At 57.8% G+C, this 20,459-nt stretch carries 20 protein-coding genes; 9 read left to right on the forward strand and 11 right to left on the reverse strand.

The genetic code is table 11. From position 1 onward, the window contains the following. Positions 1–310 precede the first annotated feature (310 nt). The 3 genes from MXF20_RS21645 to MXF20_RS21655 all read left to right on the forward strand — a co-directional run bounded on the left by MXF20_RS21645 (position 311) and on the right by MXF20_RS21655 (position 4,058). Entirely contained in the window at positions 311–1,180 is an 870-nt protein-coding gene (locus MXF20_RS21645; RefSeq protein ID WP_325971381.1) for a MurR/RpiR family transcriptional regulator, read from the forward strand. Between the two features lie 107 nt (positions 1,181–1,287). Continuing rightward, positions 1,288–2,730 (forward strand): pyruvate kinase, encoded by a 1,443-nt coding sequence (gene pyk / locus MXF20_RS21650; protein WP_325971382.1) that lies wholly within the window; start codon positions 1,288–1,290, stop codon positions 2,728–2,730. 92 nt (positions 2,731–2,822) lie between these two features. Then, entirely contained in the window at positions 2,823–4,058 is a 1,236-nt protein-coding gene (locus MXF20_RS21655; protein ID WP_325971383.1) for an MFS transporter, read from the forward strand. 47 nt (positions 4,059–4,105) lie between these two features. Here MXF20_RS21655 and lpxM read toward each other — a convergent pair whose 3' ends face one another. The 3 genes from lpxM to znuA form a co-directional block, all read right to left on the reverse strand. Then, positions 4,106–5,080: a lauroyl-Kdo(2)-lipid IV(A) myristoyltransferase gene (lpxM, locus tag MXF20_RS21660; protein WP_325971385.1), complete on the reverse strand. Its 975-nt coding sequence runs from the start codon at positions 5,078–5,080 to the stop codon at positions 4,106–4,108. A 127-nt stretch (positions 5,081–5,207) separates the two neighbouring features. After that, positions 5,208–6,536 (reverse strand): murein DD-endopeptidase MepM, encoded by a 1,329-nt coding sequence (mepM, locus tag MXF20_RS21665; protein ID WP_325971386.1) that lies wholly within the window; start codon positions 6,534–6,536, stop codon positions 5,208–5,210. A gap of 14 nt (positions 6,537–6,550) precedes the next feature. Continuing rightward, entirely contained in the window at positions 6,551–7,522 is a 972-nt protein-coding gene (gene znuA / locus MXF20_RS21670; RefSeq protein ID WP_325971388.1) for a zinc ABC transporter substrate-binding protein ZnuA, read from the reverse strand. 77 nt (positions 7,523–7,599) lie between these two features. Between znuA and znuC the strand changes: the two genes are divergently transcribed. Both znuC and znuB read left to right on the forward strand, forming a co-directional pair. Next, on the forward strand, positions 7,600–8,355 hold the full coding sequence (znuC, locus tag MXF20_RS21675) for a zinc ABC transporter ATP-binding protein ZnuC (protein WP_325971390.1): 756 nt from the start codon (positions 7,600–7,602) through the stop codon (positions 8,353–8,355). Beyond that, positions 8,352–9,137, forward strand: a complete 786-nt coding sequence (znuB, locus tag MXF20_RS21680) for a zinc ABC transporter permease subunit ZnuB (RefSeq protein ID WP_325971392.1) — start codon at positions 8,352–8,354, stop codon at positions 9,135–9,137. The genes znuC and znuB overlap by 4 nt, the downstream gene beginning before the upstream one ends. A gap of 6 nt (positions 9,138–9,143) precedes the next feature. Here znuB and ruvB read toward each other — a convergent pair whose 3' ends face one another. The 6 genes from ruvB to aspS all read right to left on the reverse strand — a co-directional run bounded on the left by ruvB (position 9,144) and on the right by aspS (position 14,697). Further along, positions 9,144–10,148 carry a Holliday junction branch migration DNA helicase RuvB gene (gene ruvB / locus MXF20_RS21685; protein WP_325971394.1) on the reverse strand — a complete coding sequence of 335 codons (1,005 nt, stop codon included), beginning with the start codon at positions 10,146–10,148 and terminating at the stop codon, positions 9,144–9,146. A gap of 8 nt (positions 10,149–10,156) precedes the next feature. Further along, positions 10,157–10,771 carry a Holliday junction branch migration protein RuvA gene (gene ruvA / locus MXF20_RS21690; RefSeq protein WP_059009758.1) on the reverse strand — a complete coding sequence of 205 codons (615 nt, stop codon included), beginning with the start codon at positions 10,769–10,771 and terminating at the stop codon, positions 10,157–10,159. A gap of 163 nt (positions 10,772–10,934) precedes the next feature. Continuing rightward, complete coding sequence (gene ruvC / locus MXF20_RS21695; protein WP_325971397.1) at positions 10,935–11,462, reverse strand: crossover junction endodeoxyribonuclease RuvC; 528 nt, start codon at positions 11,460–11,462, stop codon at positions 10,935–10,937. A 37-nt stretch (positions 11,463–11,499) separates the two neighbouring features. Then, positions 11,500–12,243, reverse strand: a complete 744-nt coding sequence (locus MXF20_RS21700) for a YebC/PmpR family DNA-binding transcriptional regulator (RefSeq protein WP_325971399.1) — start codon at positions 12,241–12,243, stop codon at positions 11,500–11,502. A gap of 241 nt (positions 12,244–12,484) precedes the next feature. Then, positions 12,485–12,916 carry a dihydroneopterin triphosphate diphosphatase gene (gene nudB / locus MXF20_RS21705; protein WP_325971401.1) on the reverse strand — a complete coding sequence of 144 codons (432 nt, stop codon included), beginning with the start codon at positions 12,914–12,916 and terminating at the stop codon, positions 12,485–12,487. Beyond that, entirely contained in the window at positions 12,916–14,697 is a 1,782-nt protein-coding gene (gene aspS, locus MXF20_RS21710; protein ID WP_325971403.1) for an aspartate--tRNA ligase, read from the reverse strand. Before aspS ends, nudB begins: the two co-directional genes overlap by 1 nt. 230 nt (positions 14,698–14,927) lie before the next feature. On the opposite strand from aspS, the gene MXF20_RS21715 reads away from it, so the two are divergent. The 3 genes from MXF20_RS21715 to cmoB all read left to right on the forward strand — a co-directional run bounded on the left by MXF20_RS21715 (position 14,928) and on the right by cmoB (position 17,521). Then, complete coding sequence (locus MXF20_RS21715; protein ID WP_325971405.1) at positions 14,928–15,749, forward strand: DUF72 domain-containing protein; 822 nt, start codon at positions 14,928–14,930, stop codon at positions 15,747–15,749. Positions 15,750–15,827: 78 nt separating this feature from the next. Then, the gene (cmoA, locus tag MXF20_RS21720; RefSeq protein ID WP_058757507.1) at positions 15,828–16,556 is read left to right on the forward strand and encodes a carboxy-S-adenosyl-L-methionine synthase CmoA; all 729 of its coding nucleotides are present in this window, start codon (positions 15,828–15,830) and stop codon (positions 16,554–16,556) included. Further along, positions 16,553–17,521, forward strand: coding sequence for a tRNA 5-methoxyuridine(34)/uridine 5-oxyacetic acid(34) synthase CmoB (gene cmoB / locus MXF20_RS21725; protein ID WP_325971407.1), 969 nt, complete (start codon positions 16,553–16,555; stop codon positions 17,519–17,521). The genes cmoA and cmoB overlap by 4 nt, the downstream gene beginning before the upstream one ends. Positions 17,522–17,524: 3 nt before the next feature. On the opposite strand, the gene MXF20_RS21730 is transcribed toward cmoB, so the two are convergent. Further along, positions 17,525–18,145, reverse strand: a complete 621-nt coding sequence (locus MXF20_RS21730; protein WP_325971409.1) for a LysE family translocator — start codon at positions 18,143–18,145, stop codon at positions 17,525–17,527. Between the two features lie 47 nt (positions 18,146–18,192). After that, complete coding sequence (locus MXF20_RS21735) at positions 18,193–19,041, reverse strand: hypothetical protein (protein WP_325971411.1); 849 nt, start codon at positions 19,039–19,041, stop codon at positions 18,193–18,195. 276 nt (positions 19,042–19,317) lie between these two features. Here MXF20_RS21735 and MXF20_RS21740 point away from each other — a divergent pair, with 276 nt between their 5' ends. Beyond that, the gene (locus MXF20_RS21740; RefSeq protein WP_325971413.1) at positions 19,318–20,445 is read left to right on the forward strand and encodes a site-specific integrase; all 1,128 of its coding nucleotides are present in this window, start codon (positions 19,318–19,320) and stop codon (positions 20,443–20,445) included. Positions 20,446–20,459 lie beyond the last annotated feature (14 nt).

A 20,459-nucleotide genomic window follows, 5' to 3' on the forward strand; every position in this document is an offset into this window, starting at 1 on the left:
GTAATTTTCTTACAGCACAATGTACGTTTTTCACCGCGCCAGGACAACCCGGCTGCGGTCGGTTGCAGGCTAATATCCTGCACCGCCTGGTCGCATTTAGCGTGATGTGAAGTGCGCTAGCGCGCGATTTTCTGTTTCGATGTTTGTCGGGCTAAAACCCGGCAGCGATCAAAGTATGACAAAAAAAGCACGGTTACATTTGTCCGCCGCTGCGTGCCGCCGACTATTACACGGTATATTCCGCATAATTGGCAGCAATTTCACGCACGGGTGAGTGCAAAAAACAATGACGGGTCATCGGGTTAACAGCATGCTGGAACAGATACAGGCGCAGCTTGCCGCGCTGAGTAAGTCAGAACGCAAGGTCGCAGAGCAGATTCTCGCCGCGCCGCAGCAGGCGATGCACTCCAGCATCGCTGCACTGGCTCAGGCGGCGCAGGTCAGCGAACCGACGGTGAACCGCTTCTGCCATCGTATGGGCACGCGCGGCTTTCCCGATTTCAAGTTGCAGCTGGCGCAGAGTCTGGCGAAAGGCCCGAGCTGGGTAAGCCGCGACGTGGAAGACAGTGACAGCGTGGAACGTTACAGTCACAAAATCTTTGATTCCGCGCTGGCGGGTCTGAGCCGGGTGCGTCAGCAGCTGGATATGCAGGTGATCGATCAGGCAGTGCAGGCACTGTCGCAGGCGCACAAAATTGCCTTTTTCGGCCTCGGTGCTTCAGCGGTGGTGGCGCACGATGCCACTAATAAATTCCTGCGTTTTAATCTGCCGGTCATCTGGTCCGAGGATATTGTGATCCAGCGCATGAGTTGCATAAATAGTGGACCAAATGACGTGTTTGTTCTGATATCGCATACTGGCCGTACCAAAAATATGATAGAACTGGCTCGCCTGGCGCGTGTAAACGCTTCCACTGTACTGGCTATCACCTCGCCCGGATCGCCGCTGGCTGAGGAAGCCACGCTGGCGCTGACGCTGGATGTGCCGGAAGATACCGACATCTATCTGCCGATGGTCTCCCGCCTGGCGCAGCTCACCGTGGTAGACGTGCTGGCAACCGGTTTTACCCTTGAGCGCGGTGCGGCTTTCCGCGAGAATCTGAAGCGGGTAAAAGAGGCGCTGAAAGCGTCGCGTCTCGACAAGCCGGAGCCGGAATCACGCGCGCAGCAAAATAATTAACATCACATTTACAATGTGAGTCGAATCACAGCCCCTCGATCATATAGAATGAGTGACCATTGCGTGTCACTTGTGATCGACACGATACTTTGTCAACGGAGTCCTTCATGTCCAGACGTCTCAGAAGAACCAAGATCGTTACAACCCTCGGTCCCGCCACCGATCGCGATAACAACCTCGAAAAAATCATCGCGGCGGGCGCTAACGTTGTGCGACTCAATTTCTCCCACGGCACCCCGGAAGATCATCAACTGCGCGCCGATAAAGTGCGGCAGATTGCAGCAAAACTCGGGCGTCATGTCGCCATTCTCGGCGATCTGCAAGGCCCAAAAATTCGTGTCTCCACCTTCAAAGAAGGCAAAGTGTTCCTTAATGTCGGTGACCGTTTCCTGCTGGATGCGAACCTGAGCAAAGGCGAAGGCGACAAAGAGAAAGTCGGTATCGACTATAAAGGCCTGCCGGAAGACGTGGTGCCGGGCGATATCCTGCTGCTGGACGACGGTCGTGTGCAGCTGAAGGTACTGGAAGTTCAGGGCGTGAAAGTGTTCACCGAAGTAACGGTTGGCGGACCGCTCTCCAACAACAAAGGCATCAACAAGCTCGGCGGCGGCCTGTCGGCTGAAGCGCTGACAGAAAAAGACAAGCTGGATATTGTCACCGCCGCGAAAATTGGCGTCGACTACCTTGCTGTCTCCTTCCCGCGCAACGGCGAAGACATGAATTACGCGCGCCGTCTGGCCCGCGATGCCGGCTGCGACGCCAAACTGGTGGCTAAAGTGGAGCGCGCCGAAGCGGTGGCGACCCAGGAAGCGATGGACGACATCATCCTCGCCTCTGATGTGGTGATGGTGGCGCGTGGCGATCTCGGCGTGGAAATTGGCGATCCGGAACTGGTGGGCATTCAGAAGGCGCTGATTCGTCGTGCGCGTCAGCTGAACCGCACCATCATTACCGCCACCCAGATGATGGAGTCAATGATCACCAATCCGATGCCAACCCGCGCGGAAGTGATGGACGTGGCGAACGCCGTGCTGGACGGCACCGATGCGGTCATGCTGTCTGCAGAAACCGCGGCCGGCCAGTATCCGGCGGAAACTGTGTCGGCGATGGCGAAGGTGTGTCTTGGCGCGGAAAAAATTCCAAGTGTGAACGTCTCCAAGCATCGTCTTGAAGTTCAGTTCGATAACATCGAAGAAGCGATTGCCATGTCGGCGATGTATGCGGCGAACCATCTGCAGGGCGTATCAGCCATCATCACCATGACCGAATCCGGCCGCACTGCGCTGATGACGTCGCGCATCACCTCGGGTCTGCCGATCTTCGCAATGTCACGTCATGAACGTACGCTGAACCTGACCGCACTGTATCGCGGCGTAACGCCGGTTTATTTTGACAGCAACAACGATGGCGTCGCCGCCGCGCATGATGCCGTCAATCTGCTGCGCGACAAAGGGTTCCTCGTCTCCGGCGACCTGGTGATTGTCACCCAGGGCGACGTGATGGCGACCACCGGCACCACCAACACCAGCCGTGTCCTGCGCGTAGACTGAGTTTACGCACCACCCGACAGCGGCTGTAACAACATGGACAAACGCGACTGCCTGGCAGTCGCGTTTTATTTTTTTGCTGACAAGGAGGCCAGATGGCCCGCTATCAACCTATCAGTCAACTCACCGGGCGCGTACTGCTGTTTCCGCTGGCGCTGGTGCTGTTTGAATTCGCGACCTACATCGCCCATGACATGATCCAGCCCGGCATGCTGCTGGTCACCGCTGAGTTTAACGTCGGCCCGGAATGGGTATCGACTTCGCTGACCGCTTATCTGATGGGCGGCGTGGTGCTGCAGTGGCTGCTCGGTCCGCTGTCGGATAAATATGGCCGGCGTCCGGTGCTGCTGTTCGGCATTCTGTTCTTTGCCGCCGCCTGTATCCTCACCACCTGGGTGAGCAATATCGAACAGTTCGTTACGCTGCGCTTTATCCAGGGCATCAGCCTGTGCTTCATCGGCGCCGTGAGCTATGCCGCAGTCCAGGAAGCGTTTGACGAGGCGCTGGCGGTGCGCATGATGGCGCTGATGGCAAACGTGGCGCTGCTGGCACCGCTGGCCGGTCCGCTGGCAGGAGCAGCGTGGCTGACGGTGGGCGAATGGCGCAGCATGTTCTGGCTGTTTGCCATTTGCAGCCTGCTGGCGTTTGTGGTGCTGTGGCGCATCATGCCGGAGACCGCCGGCGATCGCAGCCACTCGATTGCGCTGCCAAACCTGGCGCGCGGCTACGGGCGTTTAGCGCGAGATAAGCAGGTGATGTACGGCTCCTTTGCCATTGGCCTGGTGTTCATCCCAATTCTCACCTGGGTGGCGCTGTCGCCGGTGATCCTGATGCACGAGGAAGGCTTGTCACGCATGCACTATGCCCTGCTGCAGCTGCCGGTGTTTCTGGCGATGATCGCCGGTAACCTGACGCTGGGCAAACTGGCGGGACGCGTGCCGATTGAGCAACCGATAAAATTTGCCGCCTGGCCGATTTTACTCGGTCTGAGCATCGCGCTGGTGGCAAATCTGCTCGACAGCCACAGCTACCTGCTGCTTACGGCCGGTCTTAGTCTGTATGCGTTTGGTGCCGGGATGGTCAATGCCGGACTGTACCGGCTGACGCTCTATTCCAGCAGTGAAGGCAAAGGCAGCATCGCCGCCATGCTGGGCATGATCAGTATTCTGACGCTGGCGGCCGGGATTGAACTGGCGAAGAGTGGTTATTTCAGTGGCGGCACGCCGTGGTTCAGCGCGATCAACTTCGGCGCCGGCGTGTTGTGGTTTGGTCTGGTGACGCTGTTCCTGCGCGAGCGCAAGCGGCGCAGCCACATCGAAACCGTCGGGTGAAGAAAGAAGAACCGTGCCGCCAGCGGCACGGTTCAGCGCGCGTCAGACTACTTGCGCGGATAAAGATCTTTGCGCGCGTAAGGCTCGATATCCCCTTCCTTACGCGTCTTCAGCAGCTTGAGGATCCACGTATACTGCTCTGGATGCGGGCGCACGAAAATCTCTACTTCTTCATTCATGCGCCGCGCCAGCGTGGTGTCATCGGCATCCAGCAGATCGTCCATTGGCGGACGCACGTAAATCTCCAGCTTGTGCGTCGTGCTGTTATACACCGGAAACAGCGGCACCACCCGCGCACGGCACACTTTCATCAGGCGGCCGACTGCCGGCAACGTCGCTTTGTAGGTCGCGAAGAAATCAACAAATTCGCTGTGCTCAGCACCGTGATCCTGGTCCGGCAGATAGTAGCCGTAATAGCCCTGACGTACCGAGGCAATAAACGGTTTGATGCCGTCGTTGCGCGCATGCATGCGACCACCAAAACGGCGGCGCACGGTGTTCCAGAGATAATCCATCAGCGGATCGCTTTGATTATGGAACATCGCCGCCATCATCTGACCTTCGGAGGCCAGCAGCATCGCCGGAATGTCGACGCCCCAGCCGTGCGGCACGAGGAAAATCACGTTCTCCTGCTGCTCCTGCAGCGCGGTGATAATTTCGCGCCCGTGCCACTCAACGCGCTGGCGCACGCGCTCAGGATTGCGCATCCCCAGCTCGGCCATCATCACCATCGCCTGCGGCGCGGTGGCAAACATACGATCAGCAATCTCTTCACGCTGAGCTTCACTCAGCTCCGGCAGGCAATAATAGAGATTGATCAGCGCACGGCGGCGCGCACTTTTCGCCAGCTTGCCGGCAAATTTACCCAGCCCGCCCAGCACCGGATCGCGCACTTTTGCTGGCAACATGGCCATTCCAGCCAGCGCGCCAATCGCCAGCCAGCTGCCCCAGTATTTCGGCTTTAAAAAAGAACGTTGAAAAACGGGAATAAACTCACTGTTATTTTTCTTTCGGGTTTCCATGCACTCGCCTCTGACAATGATGGCTCAATGATAGTGACGGCAGGTAATTTTGCAATCTTCACGCACCAGATAGCAAAAAACCGACGAATAATTCGTCGGTTTTTGCGTGTCTGTCCGAAGATTAACGTTATTTCAGCGTCAGCTGCGGCAGATAACTTTTCACCTGCGTCAGATAAGTGCTGCGATCTTTACCGGTCAGCCCTTCCATGCGCGGCAGTTTCGCCGTCAGCGGGTTCACCGCCTGGTTGTTGATCCACACTTCATAGTGCAGATGTGGCCCGGTGGAGCGACCGGTGTTACCGGAAAGCGCGATACGATCGCCACGCTTCACTTTCTGACCCGGTTTCACCAGCGCTTTACTCAGGTGCATGTAACGGGTCATATACTGGCGACCGTGACGGATGGCCACGTAATTACCGGCGGCACCGCCGTTTTTCGCCATCACCACTTCGCCATCACCGACGGCCAGCACCGGCGTACCAATCGGCAGCGCAAAATCGACGCCTTTATGCGGCGCGATGCGGCCGGTTACCGGATTCAGGCGGCGCGGATTGAAGTTAGATGAGACGCGATACTGCTTCACCGTCGGGAAGCGCATGAAGCCACGCGCGAGACCTGAGCCGTTGCGATCGTAGAACTTACCGTCTTCCGCGCGGAAGGCATAGTAATCTTTGCCGCCGGTGCGCAGGCGCACGCCGAGCAGCTGACTTTGCGCACTCTTGCCGTCCAGCATCTCGCGCGACATCAGCACGCTAAAGTCGTCGCCGGCGCGCAGTTTGCGGAAATCCATCTGCCACTGCATGGCTTTGATCACGCTGCTGGTTTCGGCGCTGGTCAGGCCGGCACGCTGTGCGCTGGCGGCAAAGCTGCCGCGCACTTCGCCTTTCAGCACGCTGTTCTGCCATTCACCCTTCTGCATCTCCTGCTGCATCTTAAAGCTGCCGTTCGGCTGACGCGCATAGGTGCGGGTTTCACGGCGATCGATTTCCCAAGTGAAATCCTGCAGCGCGCCATCGGCATCCAAGGTCCAGCTCAGCTGCTGGCCCACGCGCAGATTGCGCAGACTTTTATCGCTGCTGACCAGCGCATTGATGTCGCCGAGGTCGATGCCATACTGATTAAGCGCACTGCTTAGCGTATCGCCAGAAGAAACGGTGTAATCATGCTGATCGGGATTGACCGGTACGTCTTTGTCGATGTCGTCCGCCGGGATCTCTTCTTCCGGTTCGGCCGTGGTTTGATCGATCGGCTCACTGGCCTCAGGCAGCAGTGTGCGCAGTTCGTTTTTGTCCAGCGTGATGTCTTTCACGATAGGCGCGACATCACGGGGGTGATAGACGTAAGGCCGCCAGACAGCGACGGCCAGCGTGACAACGGTAAGTGACCCCAGCATAACGCGGTGGGGGCGCGGCAAATTATTAAATGCGAGGGCGACAGAGCGGGCTATCTGCTGCACTTTTACCTATTCCTCTATGCTCCATTCAGGCAGCTCGCATACTGGCTTGACAGCTGTGAGAGGAATTTCACGTAGCTGTCTTTGGTTAAGCTGATTCCCATGCCCAGCGGGTCGAGAGTGCCTTTACGCACGCTGGTTCCGCGAGACACGGCATCGATGACCGCCGGCCTGAATTGTGGTTCAGCAAAAACGCAGACTGCTTTCTGCTCAACCAACTGTGTTCGTATTTGATGTAAACGCTGGGCGCCCGGCTGGATCTCAGGATTGACGGTAAAATGACCTAATGGTGATAAACCGTAATGTTTTTCAAAGTAGCTGTAAGCGTCGTGAAAAACGAAATAACCCTTGTTCCGTACCGGCGCGAGTTGTGCGCCAATCCGTGTATCTGTGTCCGCCAATTGTGCCTCAAACTGCTGCAGGTTGGCGTCAAGTTTGGCTTTGCTTTGCGGCATAAGTTCCAATAATTTTCCGTGGATTGCAACAGCAGATTGTTTCGCAATCTCCGGTGACATCCACAGGTGCATATTAAACTCACCGTGATGATGATGGGTATGAGACGGGTCTTGCTTCCCGGAATTGTCTGAGTCAGGGTGATGATCGTGATCGTGCTCATCTTCGTCCTCATCTTCACCCCCGCTAATCAATAGCGGTTTGACCCCTGGCAGGGCGGCAATTTCGAGGTTTTTACTGGCCGGTAACTCGCCGGCAGACTTGCTGAGGAAGGCTTCCATCTCAGGCCCGGTCCATACGACTAAGTCAGCGTTTTTAATACGTTTTACATCGGATGGGCGTAAGGCATAATCGTGTTCAGAGGCACCGTCCGGCAGCAATACTTCAACCGGCGTAATACCATCGGCGATGGCGGCTGCGATAAATCCGAGCGGCTTAATTGAAGCGACAACCGCTGACTGCGCGGAAAACGTGGTGGCAAGGCCGATCGCCGCCGCAGAAAGGGTAAAAGCCAGGCGCTTTTTATTGTGTAACATAATGCGTCATTCCATCGTGACCAGGTGATGGAATGTGATATTATAACATTCGAAATTCTATGCAACCCGTAAATAACATGTCTTCACTTGTTACACTCGAAAACATCTCCGTGAAGTTTGGCCAGCGCGCTGTGCTGGCAGGCATCAGCCTGTCACTGCAGCCGGGCAAGATTCTCACGCTGCTCGGTCCCAACGGGGCCGGTAAATCCACGCTGGTGCGCGCGGTGCTTGGCCTGTTAACGCCAGACAGCGGCAGCGTCCGGCGTGCGCCGGGACTGCGTATTGGCTATGTGCCGCAAAAGCTGCACATCGATCCCACGTTACCGATCAGCGTGGAGCGCTTTATGCGTCTGTCGCGTGGCAGCCGCCGTGACGAAATCCTGCCGGCGCTGAAGCGGGTGCAGGCCGGGCATCTGCTGCAGGCACCGCTGCAGAAACTCTCGGGCGGCGAAACGCAGCGCGTGCTGCTGGCGCGTGCCCTGCTCAACCAGCCGCAGTTGCTGGTGCTGGACGAACCGACGCAGGGTGTGGACGTCAACGGCCAGGTGGCGCTGTACGATTTGATTGACCAGCTGCGGCGCGAGCTCAACTGCGGCGTGTTAATGGTCTCGCACGACCTGCATCTGGTGATGGCAAAGACCGATGAAGTGCTGTGCCTCAACCATCACATCTGCTGTTCCGGCACGCCGGAAGCGGTTTCGCAGCATCCGGAATTCATCGCCATGTTTGGCCCGCGTGGGGCGCAGCAGCTGGCGATCTACCGTCATCACCATAATCACCGTCACGATTTACAGGGACGCATTGTTCTGCGCAAAGGAAACGGCCCGTCATGATTGAACTGTTATTACCCGGCTGGCTGGGCGGCGTGTTGCTGGCGCTGGCGGCCGGTCCGCTCGGCTCCTTTGTGGTCTGGCGCCGCATGTCCTATTTCGGCGATACCCTCGCCCACGCGTCACTGCTCGGCGTGGCGTTTGGTCTGCTGCTGAATGTAAACCCCTATTATGCGGTGATTCTGGTCACCGTCTGCCTGGCGCTCGGGCTGGTGTGGCTGGAGCGACGTCCGCACCTGGCGATCGACACACTATTAGGGATTATGGCGCACAGCGCGCTGTCGCTCGGTCTGGTGGTGGTCAGCCTGATGCAGGGCGTGCGCGTGGATTTGATGGCTTACCTGTTTGGCGATTTGCTGGCAATCACGCCGGATGATTTGTGGATGATGGGTGGCGGCGTGGTTATCGTGCTGGCGGTAATGACCTGGCAGTGGCGCTCGCTGCTGTCGATGACCATCAGTCCGGAGCTGGCGCAGGTTGACGGAGTTAACATTCAGCGCACCCGTCTGATGCTGATGCTGGTAACGGCCCTGACCATTGGCGTGGCGATGAAATTTGTTGGCGCCCTGATCATTACTTCGCTGCTGATCATTCCCGCCGCCACCGCGCGACGCTTCTCGCGGTCGCCGGAACAGATGGCCGGCTTTGCGGTGCTTATTGGCATTATTGCCGTCACCGGTGGCCTGACCTTCTCCGCCAGCTATGACACGCCTGCCGGTCCGTCTGTGGTGCTGTGTGCCGCTGCGCTGTTCATCATCAGCATGGCAAAAAAACCGGCGGCGTGACGCCGGTTACTCTTCGCGGCTGATGCCGAAATGCTTATAGGCGTGCTGCGTGGCCATCCGGCCGCGCGGCGTGCGCTGAATAAAGCCCTGCTGGATCAGGAACGGTTCGATCACGTCTTCAATGGTTTCACGCTCTTCACCGATCGCTGCAGCCAGGTTATCCAGACCCACCGGACCGCCCATAAACTTGTCGATGATCGCCAGCAGCAGCTTGCGGTCCATGTAGTCGAAGCCCTGATTGTCGACATTGAGCATGTCCAGCGCGCTGGCAGCCACTTCGCCGCTCATGTTGCCGCTGGCGCGCACTTCAGCAAAGTCACGCACACGGCGCAGCAGGCGGTTGGCAATACGCGGCGTGCCGCGTGCCCGGCGTGCCACTTCCAGCGCGCCCTCCTCGCTCAGCGTCAGCCCGAGACAGGCGGCGCTGCGGCCGACAATGTGCTGCAGGTCCGGCACGTTGTAAAACTCGAGGCGCTGCACAATCCCGAAGCGATCGCGCAGCGGAGACGTCAGCGAGCCGGCGCGCGTGGTGGCACCAATCAGGGTGAAGGGCGGCAGGTCCAGTTTGATTGAGCGCGCCGCTGGGCCTTCACCGATCATGATATCCAGCTGATAATCTTCCATCGCCGGATACAGCACCTCTTCCACCACCGGTGACAGGCGGTGAATTTCATCGATAAACAGCACGTCGTGCGGTTCAAGGTTGGTGAGCATCGCCGCCAGATCGCCCGCCTTCTCCAGCACCGGACCGGAGGTGGTGCGCAGGTTAACGCCCATCTCGTTAGCCACAATGTTGGCCAGCGTGGTTTTACCCAGCCCGGGCGGGCCGAAGATCAGCAGATGGTCCAGCGCATCACCGCGCAGTTTGGCGGCCTTGATGAAAATCTCCATCTGCTCGCGCACCTGCGGCTGCCCGACATATTCCGTCAGCAGCTTTGGGCGAATAGCGCGGTCAAGGCCCTCTTCCTCCGTGAAAGAACTGCCCGAGACCAGACGATCGGCTTCAATCATGCATTACCTCAAATAGCTGCGCGCAGAGCTTCGCGAATCAGGGTTTCACAATCCGCATCCGGTTTGCCAACCTTGCTGACCATACGGCTGGCTTCCTGCGGTTTATAACCCAGCGCCACCAGCGCCGCAACGGCTTCAGCTTCGGCGTCGTTGTTATCCTGCTGTGCCGCTGGCGTGGTCAGGGTAAACGCCGAGTCGCCGCCGAACAGATCACCGTGCATACCTTTGAAGCGGTCTTTCATCTCGACCACCAGACGCTCGGCAGTTTTCTTGCCCACGCCCGGCAATTTCACCAGCGAGGCAATCTCTTCACGCTCTACGGCGGTGACAAACTGCTGCGCCGACATCCCGGAGAGAATCGCCAGCGCCAGCTTGGGTCCGACGCCGTTAACTTTGATCAGCTCGCGGAACAGCGCCCGCTCCTGCTTGCTGTTGAACCCGAACAGCAACTGCGCATCTTCACGCACCACAAACTGGGTGAAGATAATCGCTTCCTGATTGATGTCCGGCAGCTCGTAAAAGCAGGTCATTGGCATGTGTACTTCGTAACCGACGCCGTGCGCCTCAATCAGCACCAGCGGCGGCTGTTTTTCCAGAATAAGGCCTCGTAAACGACCAATCACCTGAGCAGTTCCTTAATGTAGGGGTAAGCGTCCGGGTCATCTGCACCCTGCCATACCGCGATAACCAGCGACAAGCCGCGCGCCTGCCGGATGAAAATGTTGGCTATGTATACCATAAAAAAGGCTGGATGCATATCCAGCCTATTGAACTGCCACGATTTTGCTAACCGGATCGCAAACGTCCGCGCGTGAGCACCAGTTTGCTGTCGCTCATGCGCGCCGCGTTCTGGCTGACGTGGCAATGGGTGATGGCGATGGCCAGCGCATCGGCGGCATCCGCCTGCGGATTAGCCGGCAGTTTCAGCAGCGTGCGTACCATATGCTGCACCTGGCTTTTCTCTGCGCTGCCGATGCCGGTCACCGTCTGCTTCACCTGGCGGGCCGCGTATTCAAACACCGGCAGGTCGTGATTGACCGCCGCGACAATCGCCGCGCCGCGCGCCTGCCCCAGCTTCAGCGCCGAATCTGCGTTCTTCGCCATAAACACCTGCTCGATGGCAAAGTAATCCGGGGCGAACTGGGTGATGATTTCACTGACGCCAGCGTAAATCAGCTTAAGGCGTGAAGGCAGATCGGTAACGTTGGTGCGGATACAGCCGCTGCCCAGATAGCTGAGCTGGCGGCCGGTCTGGCGGATGACACCGTAGCCGGTGACGCGCGAGCCGGGGTCAATCCCGAGAATTATCGCCATAGCGCGTCTCCGGAGTGCGGGGCTTTGCGTAACGCCATTACAGCGTTTCCGCTACCTCATCAGAAATTTCACCGTTGTGGTAAACTTCCTGCACATCATCACAATCTTCCAGCATGTCGATCAGACGCAGCAGTTTAGGTGCGCTCTCGGCATCCAGTTCCGCTTTGGTGGATGGAATCATCGACACTTCGGCGCTGTCGGCTTTCAGGCCGGTGGCCTCCAGCGCATCGCGCACGCTGCCCAGCTCTTCCCACGCGGTGAAAACGTCAATGGCGCCATCATCGTAGCTCACCACGTCTTCTGCACCGGCTTCCAGCGCCGCTTCCATGACCGCATCTTCGTCCTGGCCTGGCGCGAAGGAGATCACGCCTTTCTTGCTGAACAGGTAAGAGACCGAGCCGTCGGTACCGAGGTTACCGCCGGTTTTGCTGAAGGCGTGACGCACTTCGCCCACGGTACGGTTGCGGTTATCACTCAGACACTCAACCATGACCGCAGAGCCGCCCGGACCGTAACCTTCATAAATGATGGTTTCCATGTTGCTGTCGTCTTCACCGCCGACGCCGCGCGCGATGGCACGGTTCATGGTGTCACGCGTCATGTTGTTGGACAGGGCTTTGTCCATTGCCGCGCGCAGGCGCGGGTTGGAGCCCGCATCGCCACCGCCCAGCTTCGCGGCAGTGACCAGCTCACGAATGATTTTGGTGAAGATTTTACCGCGCTTAGCGTCCTGAGCCGCTTTGCGGTGCTTTGTATTCGCCCATTTACTATGTCCAGCCATCTTACATATTCTCCGATCTTTAACAGGGTGCAGGCTATCTTGCTGGCAATCTTGTTCCCCGGCAGTGTGCGCAATCCTCACGTACTCATGTACGCTCCGGTTGCTGTGCGCTGGCGGTGAACAACCTTGCTGCGCCGATGACGCCTGACTGTTCTATTTTAGCGGTGCAAATCTTTCGATTTACACCGTATGTCTGTAATTTAACGATAAAACCACCGGAAAAACGCGCGGTGGCGGGCATTCAGATAAACTCGTCGATTGCCTGACGATTACTCCATGAGCGGGTCAGCGCGGCGGCGGCGGCCGGTGGCAGCCACTGCGCGGCGAGGTGTTCGCTCAGCAGCGGCTGGCGCTCAGCGGGTAACGCCAGCCGGAACCAGTGTTCCCGGTTGTGCGTGATGTCCGGCGCGTAGCGATGGCGGTAGTGCGGGAAGATTTCAAACTCAATCTGTTTCTGACAATCTTCCAGCACCAGGCCTTCGGCGGCGATGTCGATCGCCAGCTCCTCGGCCACTTCCCGCAGCGCTGCCTGCGCTGGCGTCTCGCCCGCTTCGAGGCTGCCGGTAACCGACTGCCAGAAGCTGGGATCATCACGCCGCTGCAGCATTAACACCCGGCCGGTATCCTGCGCAAAAATCACCACCAGCACCGATACCGGGTGTTTATAGCCCATTATTTCGTCTCTGGATTGACTTTCTTCGGCGCGATCTGGATACCGAGGTCCGCCAGCGCCGCCGGGTTGGCTTCGCTTGGCGCTTCGGTCATCAGACAAGCCGCCGCGGTGGTTTTCGGGAACGCAATCACATCGCGGATATTGTCGGTGCCGGTCAGCAGCATGGTCAGGCGGTCAAGACCGAATGCCAGACCTGCGTGCGGCGGCGTACCAAACTTCAGCGCATCCAGCAGGAAGCCAAACTTCTCGCGCTGCTCTTCTTCGCTGATGCCGAGAATGCTGAACACCGTCTGCTGCATTTTGCCGCTGTGGATACGCACCGAACCGCCGCCCACTTCGTAACCGTTGATCACCATATCGTAGGCGTTAGCCACCGCCTGCGTCGGATCGGCAGCCAGCTGTTCTGCGGTCAGCGCTTTTGGCGAGGTGAACGGATGGTGCATCGCCGCCAGACCGCCTTCGTCGTCCTCTTCGAACATCGGGAAGTCGACCACCCACAGCGGAGCCCAGGCTTTGTCATCAGTGATGTGCAGGTCACGGCCCACTTTCAGACGCAGCGCGCCCAGCGCATCTGCCACCACTTTGGCACGGTCGGCGCCGAAGAAGATCAGGTCGCCGTCCTGCGCGTCGGTACGCTGCAGAATGGCCTCGACGATTTCCGGCGTCAGGAATTTGGCTACCGGGCTCTGCACGCCGTCGAAACCGCTGGCGCGCGCATTGATCTTCATCCACGCCAGCCCTTTGGCGCCGTAGATGCCGACAAAGCTGCCGTATTCGTCGATTTGCTTACGCGTCAGGGCCGCACCGCCCGGCACACGCAGCGCTGCGACGCGACCTTTCGGGTCGTTAGCCGGGCCGGCGAACACCTGGAACTCCACGCTTTTCAGCAGGTCGGCAACGTCTACCAGCTCCATCGGGTTACGCAGATCGGGCTTATCGGAGCCGTAACGGTTCATCGCTTCGGCAAAGGTCATCTGCGGGAAGTCACCGAGGTCGACGCCTTTGATGTCGAGCCACAGTTCACGGATCATCTGCTCCATCACGCTGCGCACCTGTTCCGCGCTCATGAACGAGGTTTCTACGTCGATCTGGGTGAATTCCGGCTGGCGGTCCGCACGCAGGTCTTCGTCACGGAAGCATTTGACGATCTGGTAGTAGCGGTCAAAACCGGACATCATCAGCAGCTGTTTGAACAGCTGTGGTGACTGCGGCAGCGCATAGAATTTGCCTTTGTGCACGCGGCTCGGCACCAGATAGTCACGCGCACCTTCCGGCGTGGCTTTGGTCAGCATCGGCGTTTCGATGTCGAGGAAGCCTTCACCGTCCATAAAGCGGCGCACAAAGCTGGTGATTTTGGCACGGGTTTTCAGACGCTGCGCCATTTCCGGACGACGCAGGTCGAGGTAACGATAGGTCAGACGTGCTTCTTCGCTGTTGGTCTGGTTGGAGTCCAGCGGCAGCGGTTCCGCGCGGTTGATGATGTTCAGCTCATGCGCGAACACTTCAATATCGCCCGTCGCCATGTCGCTGTTGCGGTTTTTCTCTTCGCGCGCACGCACGGTACCGGTGATCTGGATGCAGAATTCGTTACGCAGTTCAGATGCCAGCTGGAAAGCCTGCTGATGATCGGCATCGAAAAACACCTGGGCGATGCCTTCGCGGTCGCGCATATCGATAAAAATCAGGCTGCCGAGATCGCGACGGCGATTGACCCAGCCGCAGAGAGTGACTTGCTGACCCACATGAGACAGATTGAGCTGCCCGCAATATTCTGTACGCATAACGTATCCTTTTAACTTCGCCGCTGCTGCCAGACAGCATCAGGCCGCGTAACCTTCTGAGATGCTGCCGCAAAAAAGGCGGCTATTATAATGGAAAATGGCAGGCAGGATAAGCAGATCCCGCGCAAAGCGGACAAATCGTCAGCGTTCGTTAGCTGGCGGGAACCTGCCCGGCGCAAAACCGAGTCACGTCCGGCGCCTTTTACGGCGCACAGCAGGCAGGAGCAGCTTTGACACTTCGTATTGGATTACCGCAGTGGCAGCACGCCAACTGGAAAATATTGGGCATTGAAACCCTGGCGGATTACGCCCGGCTGTTCGGCTGCGTCGAAGGCAATACCACGCTTTATGCACTGCCAAAGCCGGAAGTGGTGCAGCGCTGGTATGACATGACAGACGACGCCTTCCGCTTCTGCTTTAAATTTCCTGACACCATCAGCCACAAAGCGGCGCTGAAGAACTGTGATGAGCTGGTGAATGAATTTCTGCGCCTGCTGGATCCGCTCAGCCAGCGCATCGGCCAGTACTGGCTGCAGCTGCCCGCCGCCTTTTCACCGGTGCAGCTGACAGATTTATGGGCGTTTCTCGATCGCCTGCCGCGCAGTTTTCATTATGGCGTCGAAGTGCGTCACGCGGCTTTCTTTGCCAAGGGCGAGGCCGAGCGCGCGCTCAATCGCGGTCTGCATCAGCGCGGCGTTAACCGGGTGATCCTCGACAGCCGCCCGGTGCATGCGTCTGCCTCGCTCAGCCCGGCCGCCGTGCATGCGCGCGCGCAGAAGCCACGGGTGCCGACGCACGCGGTACGCACCGCCGGTCAGCCGATGGTGCGCTTCATCGGCAGCGACAGCGTGGCAGAAAGCCTGCCGTTGTTTGACGTCTGGCAGCAAAAACTGGCGGACTGGCAGCACGACAGCGACCCGCTGCTGTTCCTGCACACGCCGGATATGGGCGCGGTGTTTCCACTGCTGCAGGCGCTGTGGCCGCAGCTGCAGCAGCTGGAGCCGACGCTGCGCCCGCTGCCTGACTGGCCGCAGCAATCCAGTCTGTTCTAAACGCCGCGAAACGGGTGCAGCCCGCGGCAGTTTCTGCCAGAATAGCGCCCTTTCCGTTTTCTCTCCGGATATTTCATTATGTCTGACCGCGATACGCTATTTTCCGCGCCCATCGACAAGCTGGGCGACTGGACCTTCGACGAGCGCGTGGCTGAAGTCTTTCCCGATATGATTCAGCGCTCGGTGCCGGGGTATTCCAACATCATTTCGATGATTGGCATGCTGGCAGAACGCTTTGTGCAGCCCAACAGCCAGGTTTACGATCTCGGCTGTTCGCTGGGCGCGGCCACGCTGGCGGTGCGCCGCAATATTCAGGCACCCGGTTGCCAGATTATTGCCGTCGATAATTCGCCGGCGATGGTGGAACGCTGCCGTCGCCACATCGACGCCTTTCGCGCCGCTACGCCGGTGCAGGTGCTGGAAGCGGATATTCGCGATATCCACATCGAAAACGCCTCACTGGTGGTGCTCAACTTTACCCTGCAGTTCCTCGAGCCTGACGCACGCCTGACGCTGCTGCAAAAAATCGCCGCCGGCCTCAATCCGGGTGGTGCGCTGGTGCTGTCGGAAAAGTTCAGCTTTGAGGATGCCGATGTCGGCGAACTGCTGTTCAACATGCATCACGACTTTAAGCGCGCCAACGGCTACAGCGAGCTGGAGATCAGCCAGAAGCGCAGCATGCTGGAGAACGTGATGCTGACGGACAGCGTAGAAACTCACAAAGCCCGTCTGAAAAGCGCCGGGTTTGCCCATGCTGAACTGTGGTTCCAGTGCTTTAACTTTGGCTCTCTGGTGGCGTTGAAATGATTGATTTTGGCCGTTTTTATCAGCAAATCGCTACCGGTCCGCTCGCCAGCTGGCTGGAAGTCTTGCCGGCACAGGTTGCCGCCTGGCAGCGTGAAAACCTGCACGGACATTTCCGCAACTGGGAGAAGTCAGTCGACAACCTGCCGCTGCTGGTGCCGCAGCAGCTCGATCTGCTGCACAGCGTCAGCGCGCAGCATGACGCGCTAACCGATCGCCAGCGCGCCGGCATCGAAAAGCTGCTGCGTAATCTGATGCCGTGGCGCAAAGGGCCGTTCTCGCTCTACGGCTGCGAGATCGACACCGAATGGCGCTCCGACTGGAAGTGGGATCGCGTATTGCCGCATATCTCCTCGCTGGCCGGTCGCACCGTGCTGGATGTGGGCTGCGGCAGCGGTTATCACATGTGGCGTATGATTGGTGCCGGCGCGCAGCTGGTGGTCGGTATCGATCCGATGCAGCTGTTCCTGTGCCAGTTCGAAGCGGTGCGTAAGCTGCTGGGTGACGATCGTCGTGCGCATCTGCTGCCGCTGGGCATTGAGCAGCTGCCGGCACTGCAGGCATTCGATACCGTATTTTCCATGGGCGTGCTCTATCACCGCCGTTCTCCGCTCGATCATCTGCTGCAGCTGAAAAATCAGCTGGTCAGTGACGGCGAACTGGTGCTGGAGACGCTGGTGATTGAAGGCGACGAAAATGCGGTGCTGGTGCCGGGTGAGCGCTACGCCCAGATGCGCAACGTCTACTTTATTCCGTCTGCGGCGGCACTGAAAAACTGGCTGGAGAAGTGTGGGTTTGTCGATGTGCGCATCGCCGATTATGCCATCACCTCGGTGGACGAGCAGCGGCGCACCGACTGGATGACCAGCGAATCGCTGGCGGAATTCCTCGATCCGCACGACAGCAGCAAAACGGTTGAAGGTTACCCCGCCCCGCTGCGTGCCGTGCTGGTGGCGCGCAAGCCGTAATACTTAACGCCGCGACAGCGCCAGCTTCGCGGCGAAACCAATAAACACACAGCCGGTCAGGCGATCCATCACTTTCAGCACCGCCGGACGGCGCAGATGGCGGGCAAAGAACTGGCTGCCGCCAATCAACACCGCGTTCCACACTAAGCCAATCACCATGTGCGTCAGCGCCATCAGCGTACACCACAGCGGCACCGACGCGCCGGCCGGGATGAACTGCGGCAGAAAGGTAACGTAAAACACCCCCACTTTCGGGTTCAGCAGATTGCCTGACAGGCCGCGCGCGAAGCAGGTCAGATAGCGCTCCTCGCGCTTTTGCCCATCCTGCGCGCTGGCTACCGCGCTGCGCGGGTTGAGCAGCAGTCTGACGCCGAGATACAGCAAATACGCGGCACCGATCCCTTTCAGCAGGTTATAAGCCAGTTCCGACGCCAGCAGCAGTGCGCCTAAGCCCAGCCCGACCGCCACGCCCCACACCAGGCAGCCGAGCGTAACGCCCAGCGCGGTGGCCGAGGCACGCTGCCAGCCCTGCGCGGCCGCCGATCGCAGCACCAGCGCGGTATCAAAGCCGGGCGTGAGGGTCAGCAAGGTGATGGCGAAGAGAAAAGAAATAATCAGTGTCATGGTGTGCGCTCCCTGTTTGTGCGCAGAACAGCATACGCCACGGCGCGTTACTTGTCCGTCGCCGGACGATCCCAGTACTGATATTTGTAAGCCGAACTGAGATGCCGCTCAATGGTGCCTTTGGCAAACACCTCCGTTTCATGCAGGTAGCTCAGCGTGCAGTTACCCACCTCGTCCCACAGCTGGCACTCATCCACCGAGCGCACAGTGCTGACCGGCGTAGTCGCGGTGCCGTGCAGCCGCAATTCGCGCCACTGGTTATCGTAGCTGTAAGTGTCTTTGCTGCGCGCGCTGGTGGACGCAATCACCATCCCCTGCGGATTCCAGCGCCAGGTGTTTTCGCCGTTGGTCAGCGCGTCGCTGCCGCGTGCGATACTTTTTTCCAGCCGGAAGTGTTTATCGTAGCGGTAAGTGGTATCGGTGAAGCCCTCTTTCCCCATGCTGGTAAATTTATCCGAGGCGCTGATGATGTTGCCGTGCTGCCCTATCTGCCAGCTGATGGTGCCCTGACGGTTATCCACCACTTCCTCTTTGCCCGCGCGAGTCACCTTTACCAGATACGCATAGTCGGCGACCCAACCGCGCTGCACGCGCGCGATGTGCTGCTCCATGCTCAGCACCACGTTGCCTTCATTTTTGTCATAGGTGATGTCAGCCACCATCAGATCGCCGCATCGGTCAAATTGCCCGAGCACGCGCTTCTGCGAATTGACATCTTTACCAAATTCACCGGCCACGACCTGACGCACCGCGCCTTTGGCATCACCGCCCAGCATAATCCAGTTGTTACTGCTGGTGATGTTTTTGCTCAGCGGCGGGCACGCGCTGCTGGCGGCCAGCGCCGCACCGGCAACGGGAAACAGCAGTATCACAGCAACACAAGGGAGGGATTTCATCAGCGTTATCCGCGCGTTAAGCCATAGAGTAATCAAAGCATCTTTTTCACTAATGCGCTATGCATGGCGAAACGGCAGACAAAAAGAACCCCAGCAAGGAATAGTGAAGAGGAAGAAAGAAGCCGTGAAAAAAGTCATATATTTCAGTGCAATAAAAACAAGTGCAGATTTTTACCTTGCATATTACTGTATATTAATACAGTATATTCGTGTATTTTTGAGCACTCAGGTCCCCCTGCAGGTCCCCCTGAGTGACAGCGGCGCGAGGTAGCATTTATGGCCTTTTACAGCATTGAAAAAAGAGCAACATCTAAAGGTGAAATCAAGTATCGCTGCACAGTCGGCGTTAAGAAAGATGGTGCAATAATCTATCGAGAGCGCCAGACCTTCTCTAAACAGGCGTTAGCCAAAAGCTGGGGAGTGATGCGAGTTGCTGACATCGAGAAAAATGGCGTTCCTACTGTAGATGCGCAGCCAGCTACTACCTTTGGCGAGCTTTTAGATCTGTACACTAACCACCCAAATATCAAGTATGGACAGAGTAAGACATGGTCATTAAATCTCATTCGTCGTTGCGAAATCTCTGAAGTTTCCTTGTCGGAATTTACCACGAACACGTTTATTGAGCATGCCAGACTGCGTGAGGCGCAAGGTGCCGGGCCATCGACCATAAGGAATGATATTGCCTTTATAGGCTCCGTTCTCGGCGCAGCAGAGCCTATGTTCAATCTCAAGGTGGATTTGCAGTGTTACCAGCAAGCTAAGTATCAGCTCCAAAAGTTGGGAATGACAGCTAGCTCCCAAAAAAGGAGCCGCCGACCGACCCAGGATGAAACAAACGCTCTTCTGGTAGCGCTTGAGGCTCGCTCACGGCGTTCGAATCAAAAAATTCCTTTTCATCGCATCTTTCTCTTTTCGATACTTTCCTGCATGAGGATTGGCGAGGTGACTAGTTTGCGGTGGGCCGACATTGACCATAACCAAAAAGCCATTCTTGTGCGTGATCGAAAGCATCCGAGAAAAAAAATTGGCAATCACATGTATGTGGCTCTGCTTGGGGAGGCTTGGGATATCGTTATGGAACAACCGAGGCTTAGCGAGTTGATATTTCCCTTTAAGCATAAGCGGATATCCATAGTTTTTGGCGAGGAGAGAAACAAATTGGGAATCGAAGACTTGCGTTATCACGACCTGCGTCGGGAAGGTGCAAGTCGCCTATTTGAGGCTGGTTTCGTTCTGGAGGAAGTAGCTCAGGTGACCGGCCATCGTTCACTAAAAACTCTTTGGCAAATTTATACAGAGCTATACCCACGCTCTCTACATGATCGATATAAAGCTTTGCAAGAGAGTCGAGGCATAACTCCCACCCCACCTTTGGCCTCTTCCGAAATCAATGGGGATTAGCAACTGAGGAATTC

The organism is Pantoea dispersa (genome assembly GCF_035783935.1).
GTDB lineage: Bacteria > Pseudomonadota > Gammaproteobacteria > Enterobacterales > Enterobacteriaceae > Pantoea > Pantoea dispersa_C.

What these genes read in the sequence shown, in the direction of transcription:
- nudB (WP_325971401.1), bottom strand. Translation starts at nt 12,916, where the DNA reads ATGGGCTATAAACACCCGGTATCGGTGCTGGTGGTGATTTTTGCGCAG.
- MXF20_RS21655 (WP_325971383.1), top strand. Translation starts at nt 2,823, where the DNA reads ATGGCCCGCTATCAACCTATCAGTCAACTCACCGGGCGCGTACTGCTG.
- MXF20_RS21700 (WP_325971399.1), bottom strand. Translation starts at nt 12,243, where the DNA reads ATGGCTGGACATAGTAAATGGGCGAATACAAAGCACCGCAAAGCGGCT.
- MXF20_RS21740 (WP_325971413.1), top strand. Translation starts at nt 19,318, where the DNA reads ATGGCCTTTTACAGCATTGAAAAAAGAGCAACATCTAAAGGTGAAATC.
- znuA (WP_325971388.1), bottom strand. Translation starts at nt 7,522, where the DNA reads ATGTTACACAATAAAAAGCGCCTGGCTTTTACCCTTTCTGCGGCGGCG.
- znuB (WP_325971392.1), top strand. Translation starts at nt 8,352, where the DNA reads ATGATTGAACTGTTATTACCCGGCTGGCTGGGCGGCGTGTTGCTGGCG.
- znuC (WP_325971390.1), top strand. Translation starts at nt 7,600, where the DNA reads ATGTCTTCACTTGTTACACTCGAAAACATCTCCGTGAAGTTTGGCCAG.
- cmoA (WP_058757507.1), top strand. Translation starts at nt 15,828, where the DNA reads ATGTCTGACCGCGATACGCTATTTTCCGCGCCCATCGACAAGCTGGGC.
- MXF20_RS21735 (WP_325971411.1), bottom strand. Translation starts at nt 19,041, where the DNA reads ATGAAATCCCTCCCTTGTGTTGCTGTGATACTGCTGTTTCCCGTTGCC.
- MXF20_RS21730 (WP_325971409.1), bottom strand. Translation starts at nt 18,145, where the DNA reads ATGACACTGATTATTTCTTTTCTCTTCGCCATCACCTTGCTGACCCTC.
- ruvB (WP_325971394.1), bottom strand. Translation starts at nt 10,148, where the DNA reads ATGATTGAAGCCGATCGTCTGGTCTCGGGCAGTTCTTTCACGGAGGAA.
- pyk (WP_325971382.1), top strand. Translation starts at nt 1,288, where the DNA reads ATGTCCAGACGTCTCAGAAGAACCAAGATCGTTACAACCCTCGGTCCC.
- cmoB (WP_325971407.1), top strand. Translation starts at nt 16,553, where the DNA reads ATGATTGATTTTGGCCGTTTTTATCAGCAAATCGCTACCGGTCCGCTC.
- aspS (WP_325971403.1), bottom strand. Translation starts at nt 14,697, where the DNA reads ATGCGTACAGAATATTGCGGGCAGCTCAATCTGTCTCATGTGGGTCAG.
- ruvC (WP_325971397.1), bottom strand. Translation starts at nt 11,462, where the DNA reads ATGGCGATAATTCTCGGGATTGACCCCGGCTCGCGCGTCACCGGCTAC.
- MXF20_RS21645 (WP_325971381.1), top strand. Translation starts at nt 311, where the DNA reads ATGCTGGAACAGATACAGGCGCAGCTTGCCGCGCTGAGTAAGTCAGAA.
- lpxM (WP_325971385.1), bottom strand. Translation starts at nt 5,080, where the DNA reads ATGGAAACCCGAAAGAAAAATAACAGTGAGTTTATTCCCGTTTTTCAA.